At 69.8% G+C, this 18,663-nt stretch carries 17 protein-coding genes and 1 pseudogene; 9 read left to right on the top strand and 9 right to left on the bottom strand.

Annotation, left to right across the window (positions count from 1 at the left end):
• Window positions 1–162: 162 nt before the first annotated feature.
• Window positions 163–801 carry an HD domain-containing protein gene (locus ACSYGO_RS44190; protein WP_432186497.1) on the bottom strand — a complete coding sequence of 213 codons (639 nt, stop codon included), beginning with the start codon at window positions 799–801 and terminating at the stop codon, window positions 163–165.
• Window positions 802–907: 106 nt separating this feature from the next.
• Here ACSYGO_RS44190 and ACSYGO_RS44185 point away from each other — a divergent pair, with 106 nt between their 5' ends.
• On the top strand, window positions 908–1,876 hold the full coding sequence (locus ACSYGO_RS44185; RefSeq protein WP_432186496.1) for a GlxA family transcriptional regulator: 969 nt from the start codon (window positions 908–910) through the stop codon (window positions 1,874–1,876).
• 9 nt (window positions 1,877–1,885) lie between these two features.
• Here the strand turns inward: ACSYGO_RS44185 and ACSYGO_RS44180 are convergent, their stop codons facing one another.
• Together ACSYGO_RS44180 and ACSYGO_RS44175 are read right to left on the bottom strand one after the other, a co-directional pair.
• Window positions 1,886–4,480 (bottom strand): caspase, EACC1-associated type, encoded by a 2,595-nt coding sequence (locus tag ACSYGO_RS44180; protein WP_426674971.1) that lies wholly within the window; start codon window positions 4,478–4,480, stop codon window positions 1,886–1,888.
• Between the two features lie 6 nt (window positions 4,481–4,486).
• Window positions 4,487–4,867, bottom strand: a complete 381-nt coding sequence (locus ACSYGO_RS44175) for an effector-associated constant component EACC1 (protein WP_426674972.1) — start codon at window positions 4,865–4,867, stop codon at window positions 4,487–4,489.
• A gap of 188 nt (window positions 4,868–5,055) precedes the next feature.
• On the opposite strand from ACSYGO_RS44175, the pseudogene ACSYGO_RS44170 reads away from it, so the two are divergent.
• Window positions 5,056–5,339: pseudogene (locus tag ACSYGO_RS44170) on the top strand (S8 family serine peptidase); the annotation flags it as partial.
• 141 nt (window positions 5,340–5,480) lie between these two features.
• Here ACSYGO_RS44170 and ACSYGO_RS44165 read toward each other — a convergent pair.
• Window positions 5,481–6,653: an epoxide hydrolase family protein gene (locus ACSYGO_RS44165; RefSeq protein ID WP_460390184.1), complete on the bottom strand. Its 1,173-nt coding sequence runs from the start codon at window positions 6,651–6,653 to the stop codon at window positions 5,481–5,483.
• Window positions 6,654–6,756: 103 nt separating this feature from the next.
• On the opposite strand from ACSYGO_RS44165, the gene ACSYGO_RS44160 reads away from it, so the two are divergent.
• Both ACSYGO_RS44160 and ACSYGO_RS44155 read left to right on the top strand, forming a co-directional pair.
• Complete coding sequence (locus ACSYGO_RS44160) at window positions 6,757–7,332, top strand: CGNR zinc finger domain-containing protein (RefSeq protein WP_460390183.1); 576 nt, start codon at window positions 6,757–6,759, stop codon at window positions 7,330–7,332.
• Between the two features lie 201 nt (window positions 7,333–7,533).
• Window positions 7,534–8,142: a flavin reductase family protein gene (locus tag ACSYGO_RS44155; protein WP_460390431.1), complete on the top strand. Its 609-nt coding sequence runs from the start codon at window positions 7,534–7,536 to the stop codon at window positions 8,140–8,142.
• An 80-nt stretch (window positions 8,143–8,222) separates the two neighbouring features.
• On the opposite strand, the gene ACSYGO_RS44150 is transcribed toward ACSYGO_RS44155, so the two are convergent.
• Together ACSYGO_RS44150 and ACSYGO_RS44145 are read right to left on the bottom strand one after the other, a co-directional pair.
• Entirely contained in the window at window positions 8,223–8,897 is a 675-nt protein-coding gene (locus tag ACSYGO_RS44150) for an ABC transporter ATP-binding protein (protein ID WP_426674975.1), read from the bottom strand.
• On the bottom strand, window positions 8,894–10,021 hold the full coding sequence (locus ACSYGO_RS44145; protein WP_426675382.1) for an ABC transporter permease: 1,128 nt from the start codon (window positions 10,019–10,021) through the stop codon (window positions 8,894–8,896). The genes ACSYGO_RS44150 and ACSYGO_RS44145 overlap by 4 nt, the downstream gene beginning before the upstream one ends.
• A 91-nt stretch (window positions 10,022–10,112) precedes the next feature.
• Between ACSYGO_RS44145 and ACSYGO_RS44140 the strand changes: the two genes are divergently transcribed.
• Together ACSYGO_RS44140 and ACSYGO_RS44135 are read left to right on the top strand one after the other, a co-directional pair.
• On the top strand, window positions 10,113–10,754 hold the full coding sequence (locus ACSYGO_RS44140) for a TetR/AcrR family transcriptional regulator (RefSeq protein WP_460390182.1): 642 nt from the start codon (window positions 10,113–10,115) through the stop codon (window positions 10,752–10,754).
• Between the two features lie 393 nt (window positions 10,755–11,147).
• The gene (locus tag ACSYGO_RS44135) at window positions 11,148–11,678 is read left to right on the top strand and encodes a hypothetical protein (protein ID WP_460390181.1); all 531 of its coding nucleotides are present in this window, start codon (window positions 11,148–11,150) and stop codon (window positions 11,676–11,678) included.
• Between the two features lie 136 nt (window positions 11,679–11,814).
• On the opposite strand, the gene ACSYGO_RS44130 is transcribed toward ACSYGO_RS44135, so the two are convergent.
• Window positions 11,815–12,396, bottom strand: a complete 582-nt coding sequence (locus tag ACSYGO_RS44130; protein ID WP_460390180.1) for a GNAT family N-acetyltransferase — start codon at window positions 12,394–12,396, stop codon at window positions 11,815–11,817.
• A 349-nt stretch (window positions 12,397–12,745) separates the two neighbouring features.
• On the opposite strand from ACSYGO_RS44130, the gene ACSYGO_RS44125 reads away from it, so the two are divergent.
• Window positions 12,746–13,153, top strand: a complete 408-nt coding sequence (locus ACSYGO_RS44125; protein ID WP_460390179.1) for a DUF4259 domain-containing protein — start codon at window positions 12,746–12,748, stop codon at window positions 13,151–13,153.
• Window positions 13,154–13,204: 51 nt separating this feature from the next.
• Here the strand turns inward: ACSYGO_RS44125 and ACSYGO_RS44120 are convergent, their stop codons facing one another.
• Together ACSYGO_RS44120 and ACSYGO_RS44115 are read right to left on the bottom strand one after the other, a co-directional pair.
• Window positions 13,205–13,912 (bottom strand): response regulator, encoded by a 708-nt coding sequence (locus ACSYGO_RS44120; RefSeq protein ID WP_460390430.1) that lies wholly within the window; start codon window positions 13,910–13,912, stop codon window positions 13,205–13,207.
• The gene (locus ACSYGO_RS44115) at window positions 13,897–15,288 is read right to left on the bottom strand and encodes a sensor histidine kinase (protein WP_460390178.1); all 1,392 of its coding nucleotides are present in this window, start codon (window positions 15,286–15,288) and stop codon (window positions 13,897–13,899) included. The genes ACSYGO_RS44120 and ACSYGO_RS44115 overlap by 16 nt, the downstream gene beginning before the upstream one ends.
• Before the next feature lie 221 nt (window positions 15,289–15,509).
• Between ACSYGO_RS44115 and ACSYGO_RS44110 the strand changes: the two genes are divergently transcribed.
• A complete protein-coding gene (locus tag ACSYGO_RS44110; protein ID WP_460390177.1) occupies window positions 15,510–16,202 on the top strand; it encodes an ABC transporter ATP-binding protein in 693 nt (230 codons plus the stop codon).
• Window positions 16,199–18,622 carry an ABC transporter permease gene (locus tag ACSYGO_RS44105; protein ID WP_460390176.1) on the top strand — a complete coding sequence of 808 codons (2,424 nt, stop codon included), beginning with the start codon at window positions 16,199–16,201 and terminating at the stop codon, window positions 18,620–18,622. Before ACSYGO_RS44110 ends, ACSYGO_RS44105 begins: the two co-directional genes overlap by 4 nt.
• The last annotated feature ends 41 nt before the right edge of the window (window positions 18,623–18,663 follow it).

Genomic DNA, 18,663 nt, shown 5'->3' with positions numbered 1-18,663 from the left:
ACGGTCGGGGCGGTGGCGAGGCTCCGCCCCGACCACCACCGGTGTGGCACCGCCGATGTTTCTCTGCACTGGCGGAAGCCGTCGGCCGCACCAACGTGCTGACCTGGCCGTTCCTACGGTGTGCCGACACGCGCGCGCGGCGCCTTCAGCACGCGCAGCCCTCTATTCGGGCCACTCGGAGTTCTTGATGACCTCCACGAAGTCGCCGCGTACGAAGCCGGGGGAAAAGTGGGCCAGCACGTCGGCCTTGACGTTGCCGAACGTCGTCTCGGCGCGATCCTTGATGCCCTCGGTGAAGGCGGCGAGGATCCGGTTCTTGAAATCCGGGCGGGGGTGGGCCGCGACGACGGCCGTGCGTTGTTCGTCGGAGATGGCGTGGTAGCCGATGCCCAGGACGTCCACTTCCACGCCACGGGTGACCAGGGCCACTTCGGGCGCCATGTGCAAGGGGATCTCCGGGGTGGTGTGCAGGGCTATGGCCGTCCAGACCCGCTCGGCCGGCTCGCCGGTGATGCCGTGGGCATGCAGGAAGCGGCGGGCCTCGTCGGCACCGTCGATCTCGAAACGCTGGTCGGTACGGCGGAAGCGCTCGGTCAGTCCCAGGTCGTGGAACATCGCGCCCACGTACAGCAGCTCGGGATCAAAGCGCAGCCCCTGTTCCCGGCCGCGGAGCGCCCCGAACAGAAACACCCGTCGCGAGTGGTCGAACAGCAGTGGCGAGGCGACATCCCGTACCAGCTCGGTCGCCTCCCGCGTCAGCACACTGTCCGGAATCTGCACGCTCGCAATCGATTCACCCATGATGATCGCCCTTCTCTCTGCTCCACATCACTGACCTCCTACAGATTCGTCGCGTGCCGTAGCCTGATGCCATGTCCTTCCTGCCACACATCCCACACATTCAGACATGACACTCCGTGTCGCCTTCTTGGTGTTCGACGGTGTGACCCTCCTCGACGTCAGCGGTCCCTCGGAGGTGCTGCATCAGGCGGGACGCCTCGGCCACCCCTACACACCGGTACTGGTCTCCCCCGGCGGCGGCGACGTCACGACCGCGTCGGGGTTGGCGCTCGCCCGGACCGTGGCGGCGGCCGATGTCGGGCCGGTCCACACGCTCGTGGTCGCCGGAGCCGACCTGCTCGCCGAGCAACCCCCGGGAGAGGAGCTGCTGGAGGCGGCCGCCACCCTCGCCGAAGGGACTCCTCGGGTCGCGTCGGTGTGCAGCGGCGCATTCGTCCTCGCCGAGCTGGGCCTGCTCGACGGGCGCAGGGCGACCACGCACTGGCGGCATGCCAAGACGCTCGCCCGCCGCTACCCCCGGGTCCATGTCGAGCCTGACGCCCTCCACATCCGGGACGGCCGGTACGTCACCTCCGCGGGCATCAGCGCGGGCATCGATCTGGCCCTCGCACTGGTCGAGGACGACCACGGAGCGGACGTGGCCCGGGAGGCCGCCCGCGAACTCGTCGTCTTCATGCAGCGGCCGGGCGGGCAGTCGCAGTTCTCCACGGCTCTGGCGACCCCACCGGCCCGCAGCGACCTGCTGGGCTCGCTGACCGCGTCCGTACTCGCCGACCCGGCCGCCGACCACAGCCTGCCCGCCATGGCCGCGTCCGCCGCCGTCAGCACCCGGCACCTGACCCGGCTGTTCCAGACCGAACTGAACACCACACCCGCACGCTGGGTCGAGCGCGTCCGCCTCGACCGCGCGCAGCAGCTTCTGCTCGACGGGCACAGCGTGACCTCGGCCGCACTGCACAGCGGGCTCGGCAGCGACGAGAGCCTTCGCCGCACCTTCGCCCGCCACCTGGGCACCACCCCGACCGAATTCCGCAGACGCTTCACCACCACGCGCCCGCAGGGTTCGCCGCAGTGATGTCGACCGCTACTCAGGATTCGGGGGCTCGGACGGTAGCTGCCCCCCGGGGACGAGGTCGCGGAGGGACTGCCATTGGGAAGAGCGAACGAGGGCAGCGGCCCGAGCGGCAGTGGAGCGGTTCACGGTGGTCGAGCACGATCGGCCGGTGAAGGCAGTCTTTGAGCCGGCAACGCGGAGTTCCTTGCCTTCGACATTGAGGATCCCGTTGGCGTCGATGTCGAAGGTCACTTCGACCAGTGGTGTGCCCTTGGGGTGGCGTGGCAGGCCGGTGAGTTCGAGGACGGCGAGTGATCTGTTCCTCGAGGTTTCCTCCCACTCGCCTTCAAGGATGTGGAGGACGATCGACGTCTGGTTCTTCACTTGGGTGAAGAAGAGCTCGCTGCGCTTCGTCGGGATGGTGGTGTTGCGCTCGATTATCTTCGTCATGCCTCCGCCGGAAGTCTCCACGCCGAGTGAGGCCGAGTAGGCATCGAGGAGAAGTGTGTCCAAGACGCCTCCGGTGAGGATGCCGCTCTGGAGGGCGGCTCCCGTGACGATTCCCTCCGGAATCAGGCCGCGGTAGGGCTGTTTACCGTTCATGATCCGGCTGACCAGCTCACCGATTGCGGGCATTCGGGTGGCACCGCCGGTCAGGATCACCTGATTCAGATCGGACTGCTCGACGTCGTAGGCGTCGCGGATGGCCTGTTCCACTGGTTCCCGGCAGCGTTCCAGCAGGTCCTGCGTCATGGACTCGAACTCTTGGCGGGTCAGGGTCTCTTCGACGTGCAGCGGCGAACCTGCAGAGGCGGCAAGGTAGGGCAGCGTGATGGTCGTGGCGCTCGCCGACGACAGTTCGATCTTCGCCGCCTCGGCCGCCGCTTGGAGTCGCTGCATCGCCTCGACGTTCTGGCCGAGGCCCACCCCGTACTGGTCCCACACCCGGCGCAGGAGATGCTGGACGATGCGCCGGTCCCAGTCGTCACCGCCGAGGTGGTTGTCGCCCGCGTGCGCCTTCACCTCGACGACTCCGTCACCGACCTCGATGAGCGATACGTCCAGGGTGCCGCCGCCGAGGTCGAAGATGAGGACGATGGCGTCTTCCTCGCGGTTCAGGCCGTACGTGACAGCCGCTGCCGTCGGCTCGTTGATGACTCGCAGCGCGCGGATCCCGGCTCGGCCGGCGGCCTCCACGAGTGCAGCCCGCTGGTCCAGGTCGAAATTCGCCGGAACCGTGAGCACGGCTCCGTACAGCGGCCCGCCGACAAATGCCTCCGCGTCCTCCCGCAACCGCCGCAGGATGTGTTCGGCCACGTCCTCGGCCGTCAGGCGGACCGTGCCCCGGGTGATGCTCCAGTCCGTGCCCAGCTTCAGTTTCGCCGACCGGATCGTGTAGTCGGGGTTGGTGATTGCCTGGCGCTTGGCGGGGGTGCCCACCAGAATGTCGCCCGCCTCGGTGATGGCCACCAGGCTGGGGGTGGAGAGGGCACCCTCCGCGTTGGGGATCAGTCGGACGTCCTCGCCCGCGAACAGGGCGATCGCCGAGTTCGTCGTACCGAAATCGATGCCCACCACCGGGCCGTACCTGGAGGCACCGACGGGCGGGCGGGGTGCGGCCGGACGGGGTGCGCGGGCCGTGGGGATCTCGCCCATGCCCCGGTCGTGCCACAACTGTCTTGCCCTACGGGCCACTTCACGGTCCGCGTCGGCAATCAGGCCGAGGAGCGAAGCGCGAGCCGCGTCCCGGGTGGGCTCGCGAACGCTGCCCAGAAGTTGCTCGACCAGGTGGAGGGAGCCGATGCGTTTCCATGCCTGGGGGTCCAGGGCCGCCGCTCTCATCTCGGCCAGGCGGTCGACGTCCACATGGCGGGGACTGCGCGCCAGGTAGATCGTGCCTTGGGCGCTGTCCACGCTGAGGGTGGGGGTCTGGCCGGCGATGCGCCGGCGTACCTGCTCGTGAACGTAGTCGTAGAGCTCCTCGACGGAGACGAAGCCGTCGCCGTCCAGGTCGGCGGAGCCGTCTCGCAGGCCGCCCACCACCGCCGAGGTGAACACGGACGGCTGGGCGGGGGCACGGCTGTGGCGGACGTCGCGCTCGCCCTCATAGGCGTACTGGAGAGCCGTCGAGGCGGTCAGGACCACCCGGCCGTTGCCCGCGAACGGCTCGGCCACGTCCACCGTGGGCGGGCCCGAGTCTCGGCGCAGGGCGTTCATCGGGAATGCGCCGCTGTAACAGCAGTCCAGGAGGACGACGATGCGGCGGGAACGGCTCGCGCCCATCCAGTCGCCGAGGACCTCCGCGGGGACGGCTGTCGCGCGGAGGTAGTCGAGCTCGCTGTCCCGCATGATGAAGTGCAGGCGGCCCCTCGTGTCCTTCCAGCCGTGCAGGGACATATGGAGCAGGAGCAGGTCGTCACGGGCGGCTTTGGTGAAGAAGGATTCCAGGGCGCGCATGGCGGGGCGCTGGGGCACGTCGACGAGTGTCTCGACCTCGAAGCCGCCGATGTCAGGGGCGCCGAGTACCTGCGCGAGTGCGGCCGCGTCCGCAGTGGCCGCCGGGAGCGTGGCGAAGTGCTGGTCGTCGTATGTGCTGTTGGCGATGATCAGGGCGCGGCTCACCACGGCGGGTCACTCCCCGTGGCGGCGCAGGAACTCTTCCAGGGCGCGGTGCTGCACCTCGTCACTCGCCCCGGTCAGCTCGATCTCGTCCTCACCGATTTTCAGGCGGACGCTGCCCGAGCGGCGCCGGTTCAGCCAGTCCTGGACAACGGCGGCGAGCACCGGGAGCAGCGCGCCGCTGCCGCCCAGGCCAATGAGGAGTGCGCCCAGCTGCACGACTTCCGTGGAGCGGCTGCCCGGCGGAGGCGGGCCTTGCGTCACCCGGTCGATGCCGTCGAGGTCGAGCTCGCTCAACTCTGCCATCAAATGCTGGAGTTGCTCCTCGGCGTACTCGTCGTCGCCGTCGTCCGTGTCGAGTACGAGCACGACCGGCATCGTCCTGTCCCCCATGACGCCACCCCCGTTCACCCACGCGTCGTGGGAACTCTAGCGACGCCAGGCCCAGTGGGGGGACTGCTCCGGAAGGATCCGATGGTCGAAGCGTGGACAGGCGCACGCTCTGCACCTTGCGGTTCGGACTCCTGTGCAGGGCGAGCACGACCGGGCAGCGCATGGTGAGCTTCCCGCCGGGGGTGATGAACGCACGGGCGAGCCACTCCAACTATGGCTCCCGGGTGGACCTCTTCGCCCCGGCTCCGGCATCACGGCGGCCTGGAACACCTCGGACTCGGCCACGTACACGGGCAACGGCACCTCGTTCGCCGCCCCGCACGTCTCCCGGGCTGCCGCCCTCTGCCTGACGGCCCACCCGGGTGCCTCCCCCGCGACCGTGGGCAGCGCGCTGGTCGACGGCGCGACCAGTGAAGTCCTCGGTGGTGTGGGGTCGGGTTCGCCGAACACGCTGCTGAAACTCGTCCCGTAGACCGTGCCGCCGGCTGCGGGCATTGGCTTGCGGCGCCGGACGACAAAACGGGCTCCGGTCTCGATGAACTCGGTCTGGAAGCCGTCGGGCAACGCCTTGAGCCGGATCAGACGGTGGTCAAGTACCGGCACCCGGCCGCGTTCACCGATGAGCAGCCAGCACGGCCGCGAGGCCCTCTTGCAGATCTTTGACGAAATACTCGGGAACCTCCAGCGACGGGAAATGTCCCCCGCGTTCGGGCGACTTCCATCGGACGATCTGCCGGTACCGCTCCTGTGCCCAGGGACGCGGACACTTCTCGATGTCGCGGGGGTACATGCTGATTGCCGACGGAACGTCGACCCGAAGTTCCGGGTCCAGCGAGTTGTGGCTTTCGTAGTAGATACGGGCCGCGGATGCGCCGGACCGCGTCAGCCAGTACAGGGTGACGTCGTCAAGAATCCTGTCTCTGGACATCGTCTCGAAGGGGCTGTCCTCGGTGTCCGACCACTCGGCGAACTTGTCGAGGATCCAGGCGAGAAGCCCGACCGGTGAGTCGACGAGCGAGTAGCCGATGGTCTGCGGCCGGGTGGCCTGCTGCTTCGCGTACGCCGCGCGGTGGCGCCAGAAATCGTGCGTCTCTTCGGCCCACTTGCGCTCGACCGCTGTCAGCCCGTCCGTTGTCAACCCGGGCGGCGCCTCCGCGAACAAGGTGTGGATGCCGAGAACATGCGCCGGGAACCGGCCGGCGAGAACCGTGGTGATATTGCCTCCCCAGTCGCCACCGTGGGCCACGAACGTGCTGTAGCCGAGCCGTCCCATCAGCTCCACCCATGCGGCCGCGATCTTCTCGGTTCCCCACCCGGTGGTGGCCGGCTTGTCGCTGTAACCAAAGCCTGGAAGAGACGGGGCCACGACGTGGAACGCCGGCGCGCTTGCGTCCTTCGGATCTGCCAACTCGTCCACCACATCGACGAACTCGGCAATGCTGCCCGGCCAGCCGTGCGTCAAGATCAGAGGAGTGGCATCTGCGCGCGCGGATCGGCGGTGCAGGAAGTGGATTCCCAGATCATCGATGGTGGTGCGGTACTGGCCGATCCGATTGAGGCGCGCTTCGAACGACCGCCAGTCGTACCCGGTGCGCCAGTAGTTCACGACATCGACGAGGTCGGCGAGAGGAACGCCCTGCTCCCATCGCCGAGGGTCGGGCGCGGGGCGATGGACCGTCTCAGTCTCCGGTAGTCGCGCCGCGGCCAGTCGCGCGCGCAGATCGTCGAGGTCAGCGTCAGTTGCGTGGGCTTCAAATGCTTGTACGTCGCTGGTTGGACGGGGCATGAGACCTCCTGACCGTCGTGTCACCGGCTGCGACCTGTCGCGAACCGGCTAAGACGGTTCTAGCAGTTCTCCGAGCCACGCCGCAACCGGCTAAGGTGGTTCCATGCGTGCTGGATTCCCTGACTTCCGCCTCGGTGCCGTGCTGGCGACCAGCTTCACGGGGACTCTGTCGGAGCGTCATGGCGAGGCCGTGGAGCGCATTCCCACGCCGCAGCGACTCGTCGACTGGCTGGCAGTGAACGGCCTCACCGTGGACTCCTGCACCACTGCCCAGCTCGACCTCGCCCGGGAACTGAGGGAGTCGATTCACGCCGCCGCGACAGCGGCCGCGATCCAGGACGCTCTCCCCGCATCCGCTGTCCACGTCATCAATGACTGCAGCGCAAAGGGGCGAGCCTCAGCGATCCTGACGCCCGAGGGCAAGCGGCAATGGCGTCTCGGCTCGGCTTCCTGCGTGGAAGATGCCCTCGGCGTGATCGCCGCCGACGCCATCAGCATCCTCGCAGGCGAACGAGACGGAAAATTGGCCTTGTGCGCATCACCGACCTGCCAAGCCGCCTTCTTCGACACCAGTCAGAGCCGCACCCGCAAATGGTGTGACATGAACACATGCGGGAACCGTCAGAAGAAAGCGCGCTTCAATGCCAACCAGCGCAAAAACCCTGGATCAGAGGGCTGATCATTACCCTCGGTGCACCCAGTGGACCCCACGCCTGCGAGACCCCGGTCACTCGGCTGGCGTTTCGTCAGGTCCAAGCCGGCTCGCCGTCCGGCCGTAGCCCGTCTGGGCGTCCGCGAGGCGGGTGGTGGGATTCGCGAAGAGTCCGGGCCCGCCGCGTCGCGGACCAAGCACAGCATGACCGGTTCGATACTGATCCGCATGCGCGTCGAATACGACCCTGAGGCCATGGACAGGGCAGTCTTCTACAGGTTTCTGACGTCCGTCGTCGTTCCTCGCCCCATCGCCTGGGTCTCCACGATCACCTCGGACGGAAGCACTGAGAACCTCGCCCCGCACTCCTTCTTCAGTATCGCCAGCACCGACCCCCCGATCGTCCAGTTCACCTCGATCGGGCGTAAGGACTCCCTGCGCAATGTGGAGGACACCGGGGAGTTCGTCGTCAATTTCTCGTCCGAGCCGCTACTGGACCTGATCAACGCCACCGCCATCGACTTTCCCCGGTCAGTCAGCGAATTCGACACCGCCGGCATCCAGCGCGAAGCCAGCAGGTGCGTGCGGCCACCCAGGGTGGCCGCATCTCATGTGGTCCTGGAGTGCCGCTCGCACACCACCTTGCGGATGGGCAACTCCACCCTCGTCTTCGGACGCGTGGTCCATGCCGCGGCGGATAAGGACTACCTCGCCGACGACCGCCCCAGCAGCAACCTACTGCGCCCGCTCACGAAGCTCGGCGGCGACGAGTGGGGCACCCTGGGCGAGGTCATCCACCTCAGGCGAATCCCTTACGAGGAGCCCGACTCCAAGTGACCTCGCCGCCGCGGTGCCCGCTCATCACGGGAACCGTGGCGCGCAGCCGTACCGGGTGGTTCGCGCAGGGGCCCTGCCGTTCAGGCAGTGGCTGCGCGGGCGTGGTCCAGCATGTCCATGGTGGTGTCGGCAGCCTCGACGACGACCGGGTCATGGGTGGCGACGACGGTGACGCAGCCCCGTTCGTGTGTGGTGCGGGCGATGAGCAGGATGAGGTCGTCGGCGCGGGTGCGGTCGACGGCGGCGGTCGGTTCGTCGACGAGGAGGAGTTCGGGCCGGGTGAGCAGGGCGCGTGCCAGGGCCACGCGTTGGCGTTCGCCGCCGGAGAGCTGGTCGGGGCGGTGGCCAAGCCGATGGTCGAGTCCGACCTCGGCGAGCAGTTCGCGGGCCTGACTGCGCAGGGTGCGGGGTTTGTGTCCGGCCAGGGAGGCGGCGGCGAGGAGCTGTTCCTCGGTGGTGAGACCGGACAGCAGGTTTCCGCTCTGGAACATGTAGCCGATGCGGGTGCGGCGGGCGTGGGCGCGTTCCCGGTCCGTGAGGGCGGCCAGGTCGGTGTCGTTGAGGAGCGCCTGTCCCCGGTCCGGGCGGAGCAGCGCGCCGGCGACGGCCAGAAGGGTGGACTTGCCGGAGCCGGAGGGACCGACGAGGGCGGTGAGGGCGCCCTGCTCGAAGGAGGCGGTCAGACCTTCGAGGGCGCTGGTGCGGGATTCGCCGCGGCCGAGGGTGACGGTGATGTCTTTCAGGTGGAGGGTCATCGTGCGGCTCCCAGCATGGTCATCGGATCGACGGTGGTGACACGCCGCAGGGTGAGGGCGGCCCCTGCGAGGCCGACCAGGACCACGGCGGCCATGGTCGTGGTGAGGGTGGAAGCGGGCAGGCTGAAGGGCACCTGCTCACCGACGAGGAGGCCGACGGCGGCGGCGAGTGCGGCTCCGACGGCAGTGCCGGCGGCGACGACCACGGCGGCCTGGGCGAGGGTGTGGCCGAGGAGGCGGCGCCGGGATGCGCCCATGGCGCGGAGCAGGGCGAGTTCCGGTGTGCGCTGGACGGTCCAGATGGCGAAGAAGGCGCCGACGACGAGCGGGGCGATGAGGAAAAGGAACGACTGGATGGAGGTCATGGTCAGGCGCTCTCCCTTGTAACCGGGCGCGGCGGCGAAGGCGTCTTCGAGCGGGACGGTCGCGGTGCCGTGGCGGCGGTCGGCCTCGGCGAGCGCCTTGTCACCGAGATCGGCATGGGCCTTGAGAGCCATCGCGCTGTACTGGGCGGGGAGGTCTGCGGACGTGGCGTGTGCGCCGGGGGTGGTGAAGCGGACCTGGCGCCAGGTGTCGGTGGTCATGTAGGCGACCGGCACGTGGCCGTAGGAGGACCGGCCCGTGGTGCCGATGACCTTGAGGTCGATGCCGAGCCGGTCGATGGTCAGACTGTCGCCGATGCGTACGCCGTCGTTCACGAGCTGGCGGGAGACGACGACGCCCTGGGGCGTGGCCGTGTCCAGGCGGTGGCCGTCCTCGGCGCCGGGGTCGGTGAAGGCTCCGGGGGCCACACCGAGGGCGGCGAGGTCGACCTCGACATCGCGGTCGGTGGTTCCGCGGGTGATGGCAACGCCGAGAGGCGTGGCCTCGATGTCCTTCTCCTTCGTCCAGCCGGTGGCGGTGCGCTGGTCGATCAGGCCGCGCGCGAACTGGTCCGACTTGGTGCCTTCGGCGAAGGCGACGTGGGTGGCGTGCAGTCCGCGCAGAGCGGAGACGGTGTCGTCACCGAGGCCGGTGGTGAAACCGGAGACGATCCCGACGAGCGCGGCGACGAGGACGACGACGCTCCCCATCAGCAGAAAGCGGCCTCTGGCCGCTTTGAGTTCCAGCAGGGCGAGGTACACGGGCACTCTCCAAAGATAGGGACAAGGCGTCCCCAAAAATAGATGATGGCGACGCAGCGTCCCTAAGTGGGGTGGGTTCTAGACTGACCGGGTGCCCAAGATCAAGGCCGCCTCAGTCGCCGATCACCGCGCCCAGCAGCGCGCCACCCTTCTCGACGCGGCATACGAGCTCCTTGCCGAGGGCGATGCGGCCGAAGTGACGTTCGCGGCGGTCGCCCGCCGTACCGGGCTGGCCCGCAACAGCGTCTACAAGTACTTCGCCAACCGCAGCGAGCTGCTGACCGAGGTGGTGCGGCAGGCCGCGCCACGCTGGACCGAGCGCATCCAGGCCGCCCTCGCCGCCGCCGGCGACACCCCCGAAAGACGCGTCGCCGCCTATGTCACGGTGCAGCTGGAGATGGTGCGCGACGGCGAGCACCGCATCGCCCGTGCCACCGCCGACACCCAGGACGCCGCAGCCCTGCGAGCAGGCGCCGACGCGGCGCACCGCGCCCTGCTCGACCCGCTCGTGGACGCCCTGCGCGACCTCGGCGACGACACCCCCCTGCGCACCGCCCGGCTGCTGCAGGGATTCGTCAACGCCGCCACCACAGCGCTGGAAGCAGGAGACGACTACGCCGCGGTCACGGATCGCGCGGTACGACTGACCGTCGCCGCCCTCGCAGGCATCACGACCCATCCGTTGCCCGGTGAGCCGAGAGACGACGGGCCCCCGTCCACCCGACGTCTCTGATGCGCCCTGGGACTTGAACGCCAGGCATCGACGCCCACTGCCACACAGGCTTCCGGGGTCCCGCCAGGCAGCGTCGAGCCCCGTCCGGACCCGGCGCCGCCCCGTACGTTCAGCGGTGGCGCGGAGGCGCCTGTGTCGTGCACGTCAGCGGCTCGTCGGTCGGTACCAGCCGCTCGACCGATCCCGGCCGCCCGTGCGTCACCTGCGGGTGGACCAGGACACCCGTAGGCCTACCGGACCGCGAACACCGCGCGCCGTCCGCGGCGCGGTGGAGCGAAAGGAGACAACAACGAGTGCGCAACGGGTCGGTAGCGAGGCTATGGTCCGCCGTCGATCGCTCCCTACCATTCGGGGACAGGGGGCTCACACGCGCCTCCGTGCAGGGGGATGGACATGGGGTCGATCACTTCACGGCCGGTGTACCGGCGCGTCGTCGCCGTCCTCGCCGTCGGCGTGGCCCTGGCCGCGACCTCGGGGTGCACGGTTCCCGTCGATGCCGTGGCCGGCATCTCGGTGACCGACGACGGCCATCTGCTCGGAGTCATGATGGTCTGCGGACATCAGATCGACGGCGCGGCCCTCTACGTGGACGATGCCGACGCCGACAAGACGGTGACGGTCGGCTCATGGACCGCCGACCACCCCCTCCGGGCCGGTCTCACCACTTGGACCCTCGAGGCTCCTGCCGCCGGCTGGACCGCGACCAGATCTCTGCGCCCGCTCGCCACCAGGACCACGTACGCGCTCTATGGCTGGACCAAGGACAACTCGTGGTCGTCGGGCAACGTCACCTTCACCCTGGCCGACCGGGACCGGCTCACTCCGGGGAAGGTCCGCTACGACAAGATCTCGGACAACGGCGACGAAACTCCAGTGACCGTGTCCCTGGCGGAGTTCAAAGCGAAGGCCTGCCGACACGTGTGACGCCGTCGCGCGCTCGGCCGGGCCGAGTCACTCCCGATGCCGGAAGGCACGCGCTCGACTCGCCCCGCATCACGCGAATGCTGCGGGAGCTGATCGATCGGGAGATGTGGTGGACGAGCACGAACTAAGCGCGCTCCTACGATTCCACACGGCAGTTGGAGGCACCGTCCACGGCCCTGTGTGTCATCCAGCGGATGCTGATCTCTCGACCGTTCGGCAGGGTGAAGCGAGGTGGGCCGTCACTCGCCACGAAGCCGGCTCTCTCCAGGGTTCGGGCCGACGCCACGTTCGTCACTTCGTGGCGTGCCTTGACGGTCTGGAACCCGAAGTGAGTGTGCGCGAACAGCGCGGCCGCGCCGAACAGTTCGGCGCCCAGCCCCAGACCGCGGGCATGGCGGGCGAGTACGCCGCCGATCTCCCCGGTGTCTGTGGACAGCAGCAGGTCTGCCGCGTATCTGCCGTCGTCAAGGCGTACGCCTATGAGCCGCTCGAACGGCCCGGCGGGAGGTTCGAAGGGGTCGGTCATCAAGCGACGCGGGAGCCCGGACGGGAATGACGTGTCGGTGTCGCCCGGACACACCTCGCACAGGGCCTCGCGAGCTTCCTCGTTGACGATGATGTGCTCGGTACCCCATCCAAGCCATCGCTGAGCCTCGAAATCCGAGCAGATCGCCCAGGCAGCAGCATGGTCGAGCATGGTCTGCGGGCTGTAGAACATCAGGTGCTCGGTGCGGAGGGTGTGCCGCCCTTGCCTGCACACACCGGGCTGAGGGAGCTTGGGCAGCATCGCCGTCTGCCCGCGCCGCTTCCATGACCAGACCATGTGTCCTTCCCAGAGATGCGCGGCCAAGTCGGCCGGAGTCGGTTCGGCGGATTCTAGTTCGACGTTTCTGGTGTTCACCGCTGGGTTGGGTGTTCATCGCGGACAGAGCTGGAGGGCATGGCTGCACACAACCGGCAGTGCAGGAAGATGCGGTGCCGGACGCTTCACTCCGGTCTGGACCGTACGGCCGCTGTCAGTGGCCTCTGTCAGGATTCCTCGGTCGGCACCATGATCGGGAGGAACTATGGGCACTTGGGACGTGGGCCCCTTCGACAACGACACCGCAGCGGACTTCTGCGGCGACCTCGACGAGGCAGTCGCGGGCCAGCGCGAGGGCATCGTACGCGGCGCTTTCACACGGGTGATCGACACTACGGACTACCTCGAAGCGCCCGACTCAGATGTGGCCGTGGCCGCAGCAGCCCTCGTCGCGGCGCAATGTCCCGGCGGTGAGCCCGCCGATCCCGTGTATGGGCCGGATGAGCCCCTTCCTGACCTCACTGGCCTGCGCGATCTCGCCTTCCGGGCCCTGCACCGCGTCATGACCGAGCCGTCCGAACTGATGGAGCTCTGGGCCGAGTCCGACGGCGGCCCCTGGCGTGCGAACATCCGCCACCTGCAGAGGGTGCTCCGGCCGCAGCAACTCGTATGAGAGTGCACGTCGACGCCACGTCAGCTGCGCGACCCGGCCGCCGCCGGGCCGTCAGCCCGTGCCGAGCGGGCCTTGTGGGGAGATCAGGCCGCTCTCGTAGGCGAGTACGACGGCCTGGACCCGGTCCCTCAGATCGAGCTTCGACAGGATGCGGCCGACGTGTGTCTTGACCGTGGTCGGGCTGAGGCAGAGGCGGTCCGCGAGTTCGGCGTTGCTGAGGCCGGTGGCCAGCAGACGCAGCACTTCCAGTTCGCGCGGGGTCAGCCCGGACAGATCGGAGTGGATGCCGACCCGCGGGGACTCCTGGCGGTGGGCGAAGCGCTCGATCAGCCTGCGGGTGATCGTGGGTGCGAGCAGGGCGTCGCCGGAGCGCACGAGGCGCACGGCGGCCACCAGGTGTTCAGGGGTGACGTCCTTGAGCAGGAAGCCACTCGCTCCGGCGGTGAGCGCCGCGTACACGTAGTGGTCGAGGTCGTAGGTGGTGAGGATGATGACCTGGGTGCCTTCGGATCCGTCGGGGCCGCTGCCGAGAATGCGTCGGGTCGCCTCGATGCCGTCCATCCGCGGCATCCGGATGTCCATGAGGACGACGTCGGGCCGCGTGCGCCGGACGGCGTCGACCGCCTCGGCGCCGTCCGCGGCCTCGGCCGTCACCTCGATGCCGTCGGCGGCGAGGATCATGCCGAAGCCCGTACGGACCAGGGCCTGGTCGTCCGCGATGACGGCGCGCAGGGCGGGCGCGTTCACACCGCCTCCCAGGGGATTCGGGCCGTGACCCGGTAACCGCCGGTGAGCGTCGGTCCGGCGGTGAGCTCGCCGCCGTAGAGCGTGAGCCGTTCGCGCAGCCCGATCAGTCCGCGGCCGTTGCCGTCCACGGGTGGCGAGTCCCGGACGGCTCCGGTGTCGGTGACCTCGATCTCCAGCCAGGAGCCGGCGAAGCCGATCGCCACGGTCGCGCCGGCGCCCGCCGCGTGCTTGATCGTGTTGGTGAGTGCCTCCTGGACGACGCGGTAGGCCGTGAGTTCCACTCCGGGTGGCAGCGGTCCGGCAGGCAGCGACACCGTCAGGTCCACCGGTGTCCCGGCGGCCCGTACTCTTTCGGCGAGGGCGTCGAGTTGTCCGAGGCCGGGTTGTGGTTCCAGGCCGTCCGTGGGGGTGTCGGCGCCCGTGTCCGGGCTCGCGAGCAGGCCCATCACATGGCGGAGTTCGGCCATGGCGGCCCGGCCTCCGGCCTCCACCGCCAGCAGTGCCTGCTTGGACCGCTCCGGGGCCGCGTCCATCACCTTGCGCGCCGCGCCCGCCTGAATGACCATCACGCTCACATTGTGGGTGACGACGTCGTGGAGTTCGGCGGCTATCCGGGCGCGCTCCTCCTCGACGGCCCGGCGCATGGCCTTCTCCTGGGCCTGTTGCAGGTCCGTGAAACGCTTGCGGCTGGCCTCCAGGCGCAGGCGCCCGAACCGGACGAGACTGGCCAGCACCCCGACGACCAGGAGCACGACGGCGGGGCTGGACCAGCCGGGGAGTATGGGGTCCGAATCCCGGAAGGCGACACCCGCCAGCACGGCGGCGACGATCAGCGCGGCCATCGCCCGTGTCCGGTAGCGGCTGTGCGCGACGGCTCCGTACGCGCCGATGCTGCAGGTCAGTACGTTGATCCAGGAGACGCCGTCGCCGATGGCCAGTGCGGCGGCGGCGACCACCCCGAACGCGAGCAGCGGATACCTGCGCCGGGCCACGAGCGGCAGCGCCGACAGCACGACCAGGACCCACGGCGCGGAGCGCTCCGGTTCGTGCACGGCTCCTGGACGGGGAATGGCCGGTACGGACGGGACGGCCGGCGGGGACGGGATCAGGCCGCGGTTCTCGGTGACGGCCTTGGAGCTGATGCGCACCGGCCCGTCACCTGGATAGCGCGCGGCGACGATCAGCGCGACGACGGTCAGCACGACCGCCAGCACCACGTCCACGCGCACCGCCCGCCGCGACAGCGGGGCGGGCTCCCCCTCCGCCCGCATCGCGCCGCGGACGTGTGCCCACCACGTGCCCGGCCGCAGCACGTCGCCGGCCCGCTCTCGCCAAGTGCCCGCCCACGACGCGTCGCGCGGCCGCCCGTACGGATCCTCCTGCTCCATCCGCACATTGTGTGGCCCCACGGCATGCCTCCGCGTCCACCTGCGCGACCGGCGCACCTGTCCGCCAGGAGTACTCCTCGAGGATGACCCCCCGGCCGGGTCCTCCGCGGGAAGGGCCGCATGTCGGTGCCACGGCCGACGCGCCGCTGCGGCGTCCGCCCGTACGTTCACCGAGCCCGCATCGGGCATCGACTTCCCGACCACGAAGGACGGACCCATCCATGACTCACGTGATCGAACTGGAGGGCGTGGCCAAGCGGTACGGCGGCGCCGACGCCGCGGCGCTCGGGCCGGTCGACCTCACGGTGGCCGAGGGTGAGGCCCTCGCCGTGACGGGTCCGTCGGGCAGCGGCAAGTCCACGCTGCTCAACCTCGTCGCCGGACTGGACCGGCCGACCGAGGGCGCGGTGACCGTGGCCGGGCAGCGCATCGACCGGCTGAGCGAGCACGCGCTGGCCCGGTTCCGCCGCGAACGGATCGGCATGGTCTTCCAGTTCTTCAATCTGCTCGACGACCTCACCGTGGCCGACAACATCCGGCTTCCCGCCCAGCTGACCGGGACCGCCCGGCGGGCGGCGGCATCCCGTGCCGGGGAGCTGATGGAGGTGCTGGGCATCCAGAAGCACGCCCGCGCCTACCCGGGACGGCTGTCCGGCGGCGAACGCCAACGGGTCGCGGTGGCACGGGCGTTGGTGAACCGGCCCGCTCTGCTGCTCGCCGACGAACCGACGGGCGCGCTGGACACCGCCTCGGGGCAGGAAGTGCGTGAGCTGCTCGTCGACCTGCACCGTGGCGGCCAGACCGTCGTCCTCGTCACGCACGACCTGGAGCTGGCCCGCGCGTGCGCGCGGCGCACGATCCATCTCGTCGACGGCCGCGTCGCGGTCGACACGCACGCGGAGGCCGTCCGATGAGCCGGTTCGGCAGCGGCGCCCTGGGGCGGGTCGTGCGTTCAGGGGTCGGCAGACGACGCGTCCAGACGCTGGTGATCGCCGTGGCCACGATGATGGCGGTGGCCTCGGCCGTGGTCGCCGGATCCCTGATGGTCGCCACGAACGCTCCCTTCGACCATGCCTTCGCGCGGCAGCACGGGGCGCATCTCACCGCGGAGTTCGACCCGGACCGGGTGAGCGCGGCACAGCTGGCGAGCACCCGCCGCCTGGAGGGGGTCACGGCGAGCGCGGGGCCGTTCCCGTCCACGACGATCAGACCGGTGGGCCCGGACGGTGGACATCTTCCCGCGCTGACGCTGGTCGGACGGCCCGGCCCGGGAAAGAACGTGGACGAACTGGACCTGAAGTCGGGCCGGTGGGCCCGCAAGCCCGGCGAGATCGTGTTGTCCGCCGAGTTCTCCGGCCAGTTCCTCAAACTCGGTTCGACACTGAGGAGTTCCGACGCAGCAGGCGCGCGGTCGCTGACCGTCGTCGGTTTCGCGCTGTCGGCCGGCGGCAGCGCCGAGGTCTGGGCGACCCCCGCCCAGGTCAGGTCCCTGGCGACCGGGGACAAGGGCCTCACCAGTCAGATGCTCTACCGCTTCGACTCCGCGGGGACGAAGGCCCAGATCGCGGACGACCGCGAGAAGCTCACCGCCGCCCTGCCCAAGGGGGCGCTGGTCGGTGCCCAGTCGTGGCTGGACACCAAGCGCGCCGCCGATCAGGGTGCGGCGGCGACGATCCCCTTCCTGTTCGCCTTCGGCGTGCTCGGCATCGTCATGTCGGTGATCATCGTCGGCAGCGTGATCAGCGGCGCGGTCGGCACGAGCCTGCGCCGGATCGGCATCCTCAAGGCCATCGGATTCACCCCGGGCGAGGTCGTACGGGCCTACGTGGCCCAGGCGTTGATCCCCGCCGCGGCCGGCATCGCGCTGGGGGTCGTCCTCGGCAACCTGCTGGCCGTGCCGCTGCTGGCCGACACCGAGTCCGTGTACGGAACGGTCTCGCTCTCGGTGGCCTGGTGGGTGGATGTCGTGGTGCCCGCCTGTGCGCTGCTCGTGGTCGGGATCGCGGCGCTGGTGCCCGCGTTGCGGGCCGGGAGGCTGCGTACAGTCGAGGCGATCGCCGTCGGCAGGGCGCCGCGCACCGCGCGCGGTCAGTGGGCGCATCGCGCGGCCGGTCGGCTCCCGCTGCCCAGGCCGGTGACATACGGCCTCGCCAGCCCCTTCGCCCACCCCGTGCGCGCCCTCGCGATGGTGCTGGCGGTGACCTTCGGAACGGTGGCCGCGACGTTCGCGGTGGGACTGACGCAGTCCCTCAACGCCGTGGCCGGCGCGCAGGATCCCGAGAACCGCGCCGATGTCACCGCCATCAGCGGCGGACCCGACTCGGGCCCCGGGCCGCGCCCGGTGAAGCAGAAGCCGAAGCCGCCCGCGGCCGGCTCCGAGCGCGCGCCCGCCGCCGCGGGGGCGAACCAGGGGCAGTCGTCGGCCGACCCGGACAAGGTGCGTGCCGCGATCGCCGCGCAGCCCGGCACCGCCTCGTACTACGGCACGGCGATGGGGGACGCGAGGGTGTCCGGGGTCTCCGGCACCGTCCGCGCCATGCTCTACCAGGGTGATTCCCGCCCGGGCAGCTACGAGATGATCCACGGGCACTGGCTCTCCGGGCGGGGCCAGGTCGTGGTGCCCACCCGCTTCCTGGAGCGGACGGGCACCAGGATCGGCGAGACCGTGCGGGTGACGTTCGAGAAGGAGACCGTGAGCCTGCGGATCGTCGGCGAGGCATTCGACACGTCGGACGACGGCATGCGGGTCCACGCGGATCTCGACAGCTTCGCCAAGGCGCAGCCGGAGGTCTTCCACATCGAGGTCGAGCCGGGGATCTCCCCCGCCGACTACGCGCAAAAGCTCAGCCAGGCGGTCGAGCCACTGGGCGGTGACGCCTTCGCCGAGTCCTCCCCGGAGGGGGAGAACATGATCGTGCTCCTGGAGGCGATGGCCGCGCTGCTCACCTTGATGCTGGTCTCCGTGGCGGGCCTCGGAGTGCTCAACTCCGTCGTCCTCGACACCCGCGAGCGCGTCCACGACCTGGGCGTGTGCAAGGCGCTCGGCATGTCACCGCGCCAGACGGTGGGGCTCGTACTCGCCTCGGTGGCCGGGATCGGTGTCGTCGGCGGGCTGATCGGCGTCCCGGCCGGGTTCGCGCTGCACGGCTACGTGCTGCCGGTCATGGGAGAAGCCGCGGGCACCGGCCTGCCGCCCTCGGTCCTCGATGTGTACGACCTCCCGCAACTGCTGCTGCTCGGCCTGGCCGGCGTGCTCGTCGCCCTGCTGGGCGCGACGGTCCCGGCGGGATGGGCCGCCAAGGTCCGCACGGCCACAGCGCTGCGCACCGAGTGACCGGCGGGCGCGGCGCGACTCCAGGCGTCGCAGCACTCGGA

This window comes from Streptomyces krungchingensis (assembly GCF_054729265.1).
The sequence above is the reverse complement of the archived record's forward strand: the minus strand, read 5'-3'. Positions and strand labels throughout refer to the sequence as shown.

Excerpts from the sequence above, each read along its gene's own strand:
- ACSYGO_RS44190 (WP_432186497.1), bottom strand. The coding sequence starts at position 801 with ATGGGTGAATCGATTGCGAGCGTGCAGATTCCGGACAGTGTGCTGACG.
- ACSYGO_RS44185 (WP_432186496.1), top strand. The coding sequence starts at position 908 with ATGACACTCCGTGTCGCCTTCTTGGTGTTCGACGGTGTGACCCTCCTC.
- ACSYGO_RS44175 (WP_426674972.1), bottom strand. The coding sequence starts at position 4,867 with ATGGGGGACAGGACGATGCCGGTCGTGCTCGTACTCGACACGGACGAC.
- ACSYGO_RS44165 (WP_460390184.1), bottom strand. The coding sequence starts at position 6,653 with ATGCCCCGTCCAACCAGCGACGTACAAGCATTTGAAGCCCACGCAACT.
- ACSYGO_RS44160 (WP_460390183.1), top strand. The coding sequence starts at position 6,757 with ATGCGTGCTGGATTCCCTGACTTCCGCCTCGGTGCCGTGCTGGCGACC.
- ACSYGO_RS44155 (WP_460390431.1), top strand. The coding sequence starts at position 7,534 with ATGCGCGTCGAATACGACCCTGAGGCCATGGACAGGGCAGTCTTCTAC.
- ACSYGO_RS44150 (WP_426674975.1), bottom strand. The coding sequence starts at position 8,897 with ATGACCCTCCACCTGAAAGACATCACCGTCACCCTCGGCCGCGGCGAA.
- ACSYGO_RS44135 (WP_460390181.1), top strand. The coding sequence starts at position 11,148 with ATGGGGTCGATCACTTCACGGCCGGTGTACCGGCGCGTCGTCGCCGTC.
- ACSYGO_RS44130 (WP_460390180.1), bottom strand. The coding sequence starts at position 12,396 with ATGTTCTACAGCCCGCAGACCATGCTCGACCATGCTGCTGCCTGGGCG.
- ACSYGO_RS44125 (WP_460390179.1), top strand. The coding sequence starts at position 12,746 with ATGGGCACTTGGGACGTGGGCCCCTTCGACAACGACACCGCAGCGGAC.
- ACSYGO_RS44115 (WP_460390178.1), bottom strand. The coding sequence starts at position 15,288 with ATGGAGCAGGAGGATCCGTACGGGCGGCCGCGCGACGCGTCGTGGGCG.
- ACSYGO_RS44110 (WP_460390177.1), top strand. The coding sequence starts at position 15,510 with ATGACTCACGTGATCGAACTGGAGGGCGTGGCCAAGCGGTACGGCGGC.
- ACSYGO_RS44105 (WP_460390176.1), top strand. The coding sequence starts at position 16,199 with ATGAGCCGGTTCGGCAGCGGCGCCCTGGGGCGGGTCGTGCGTTCAGGG.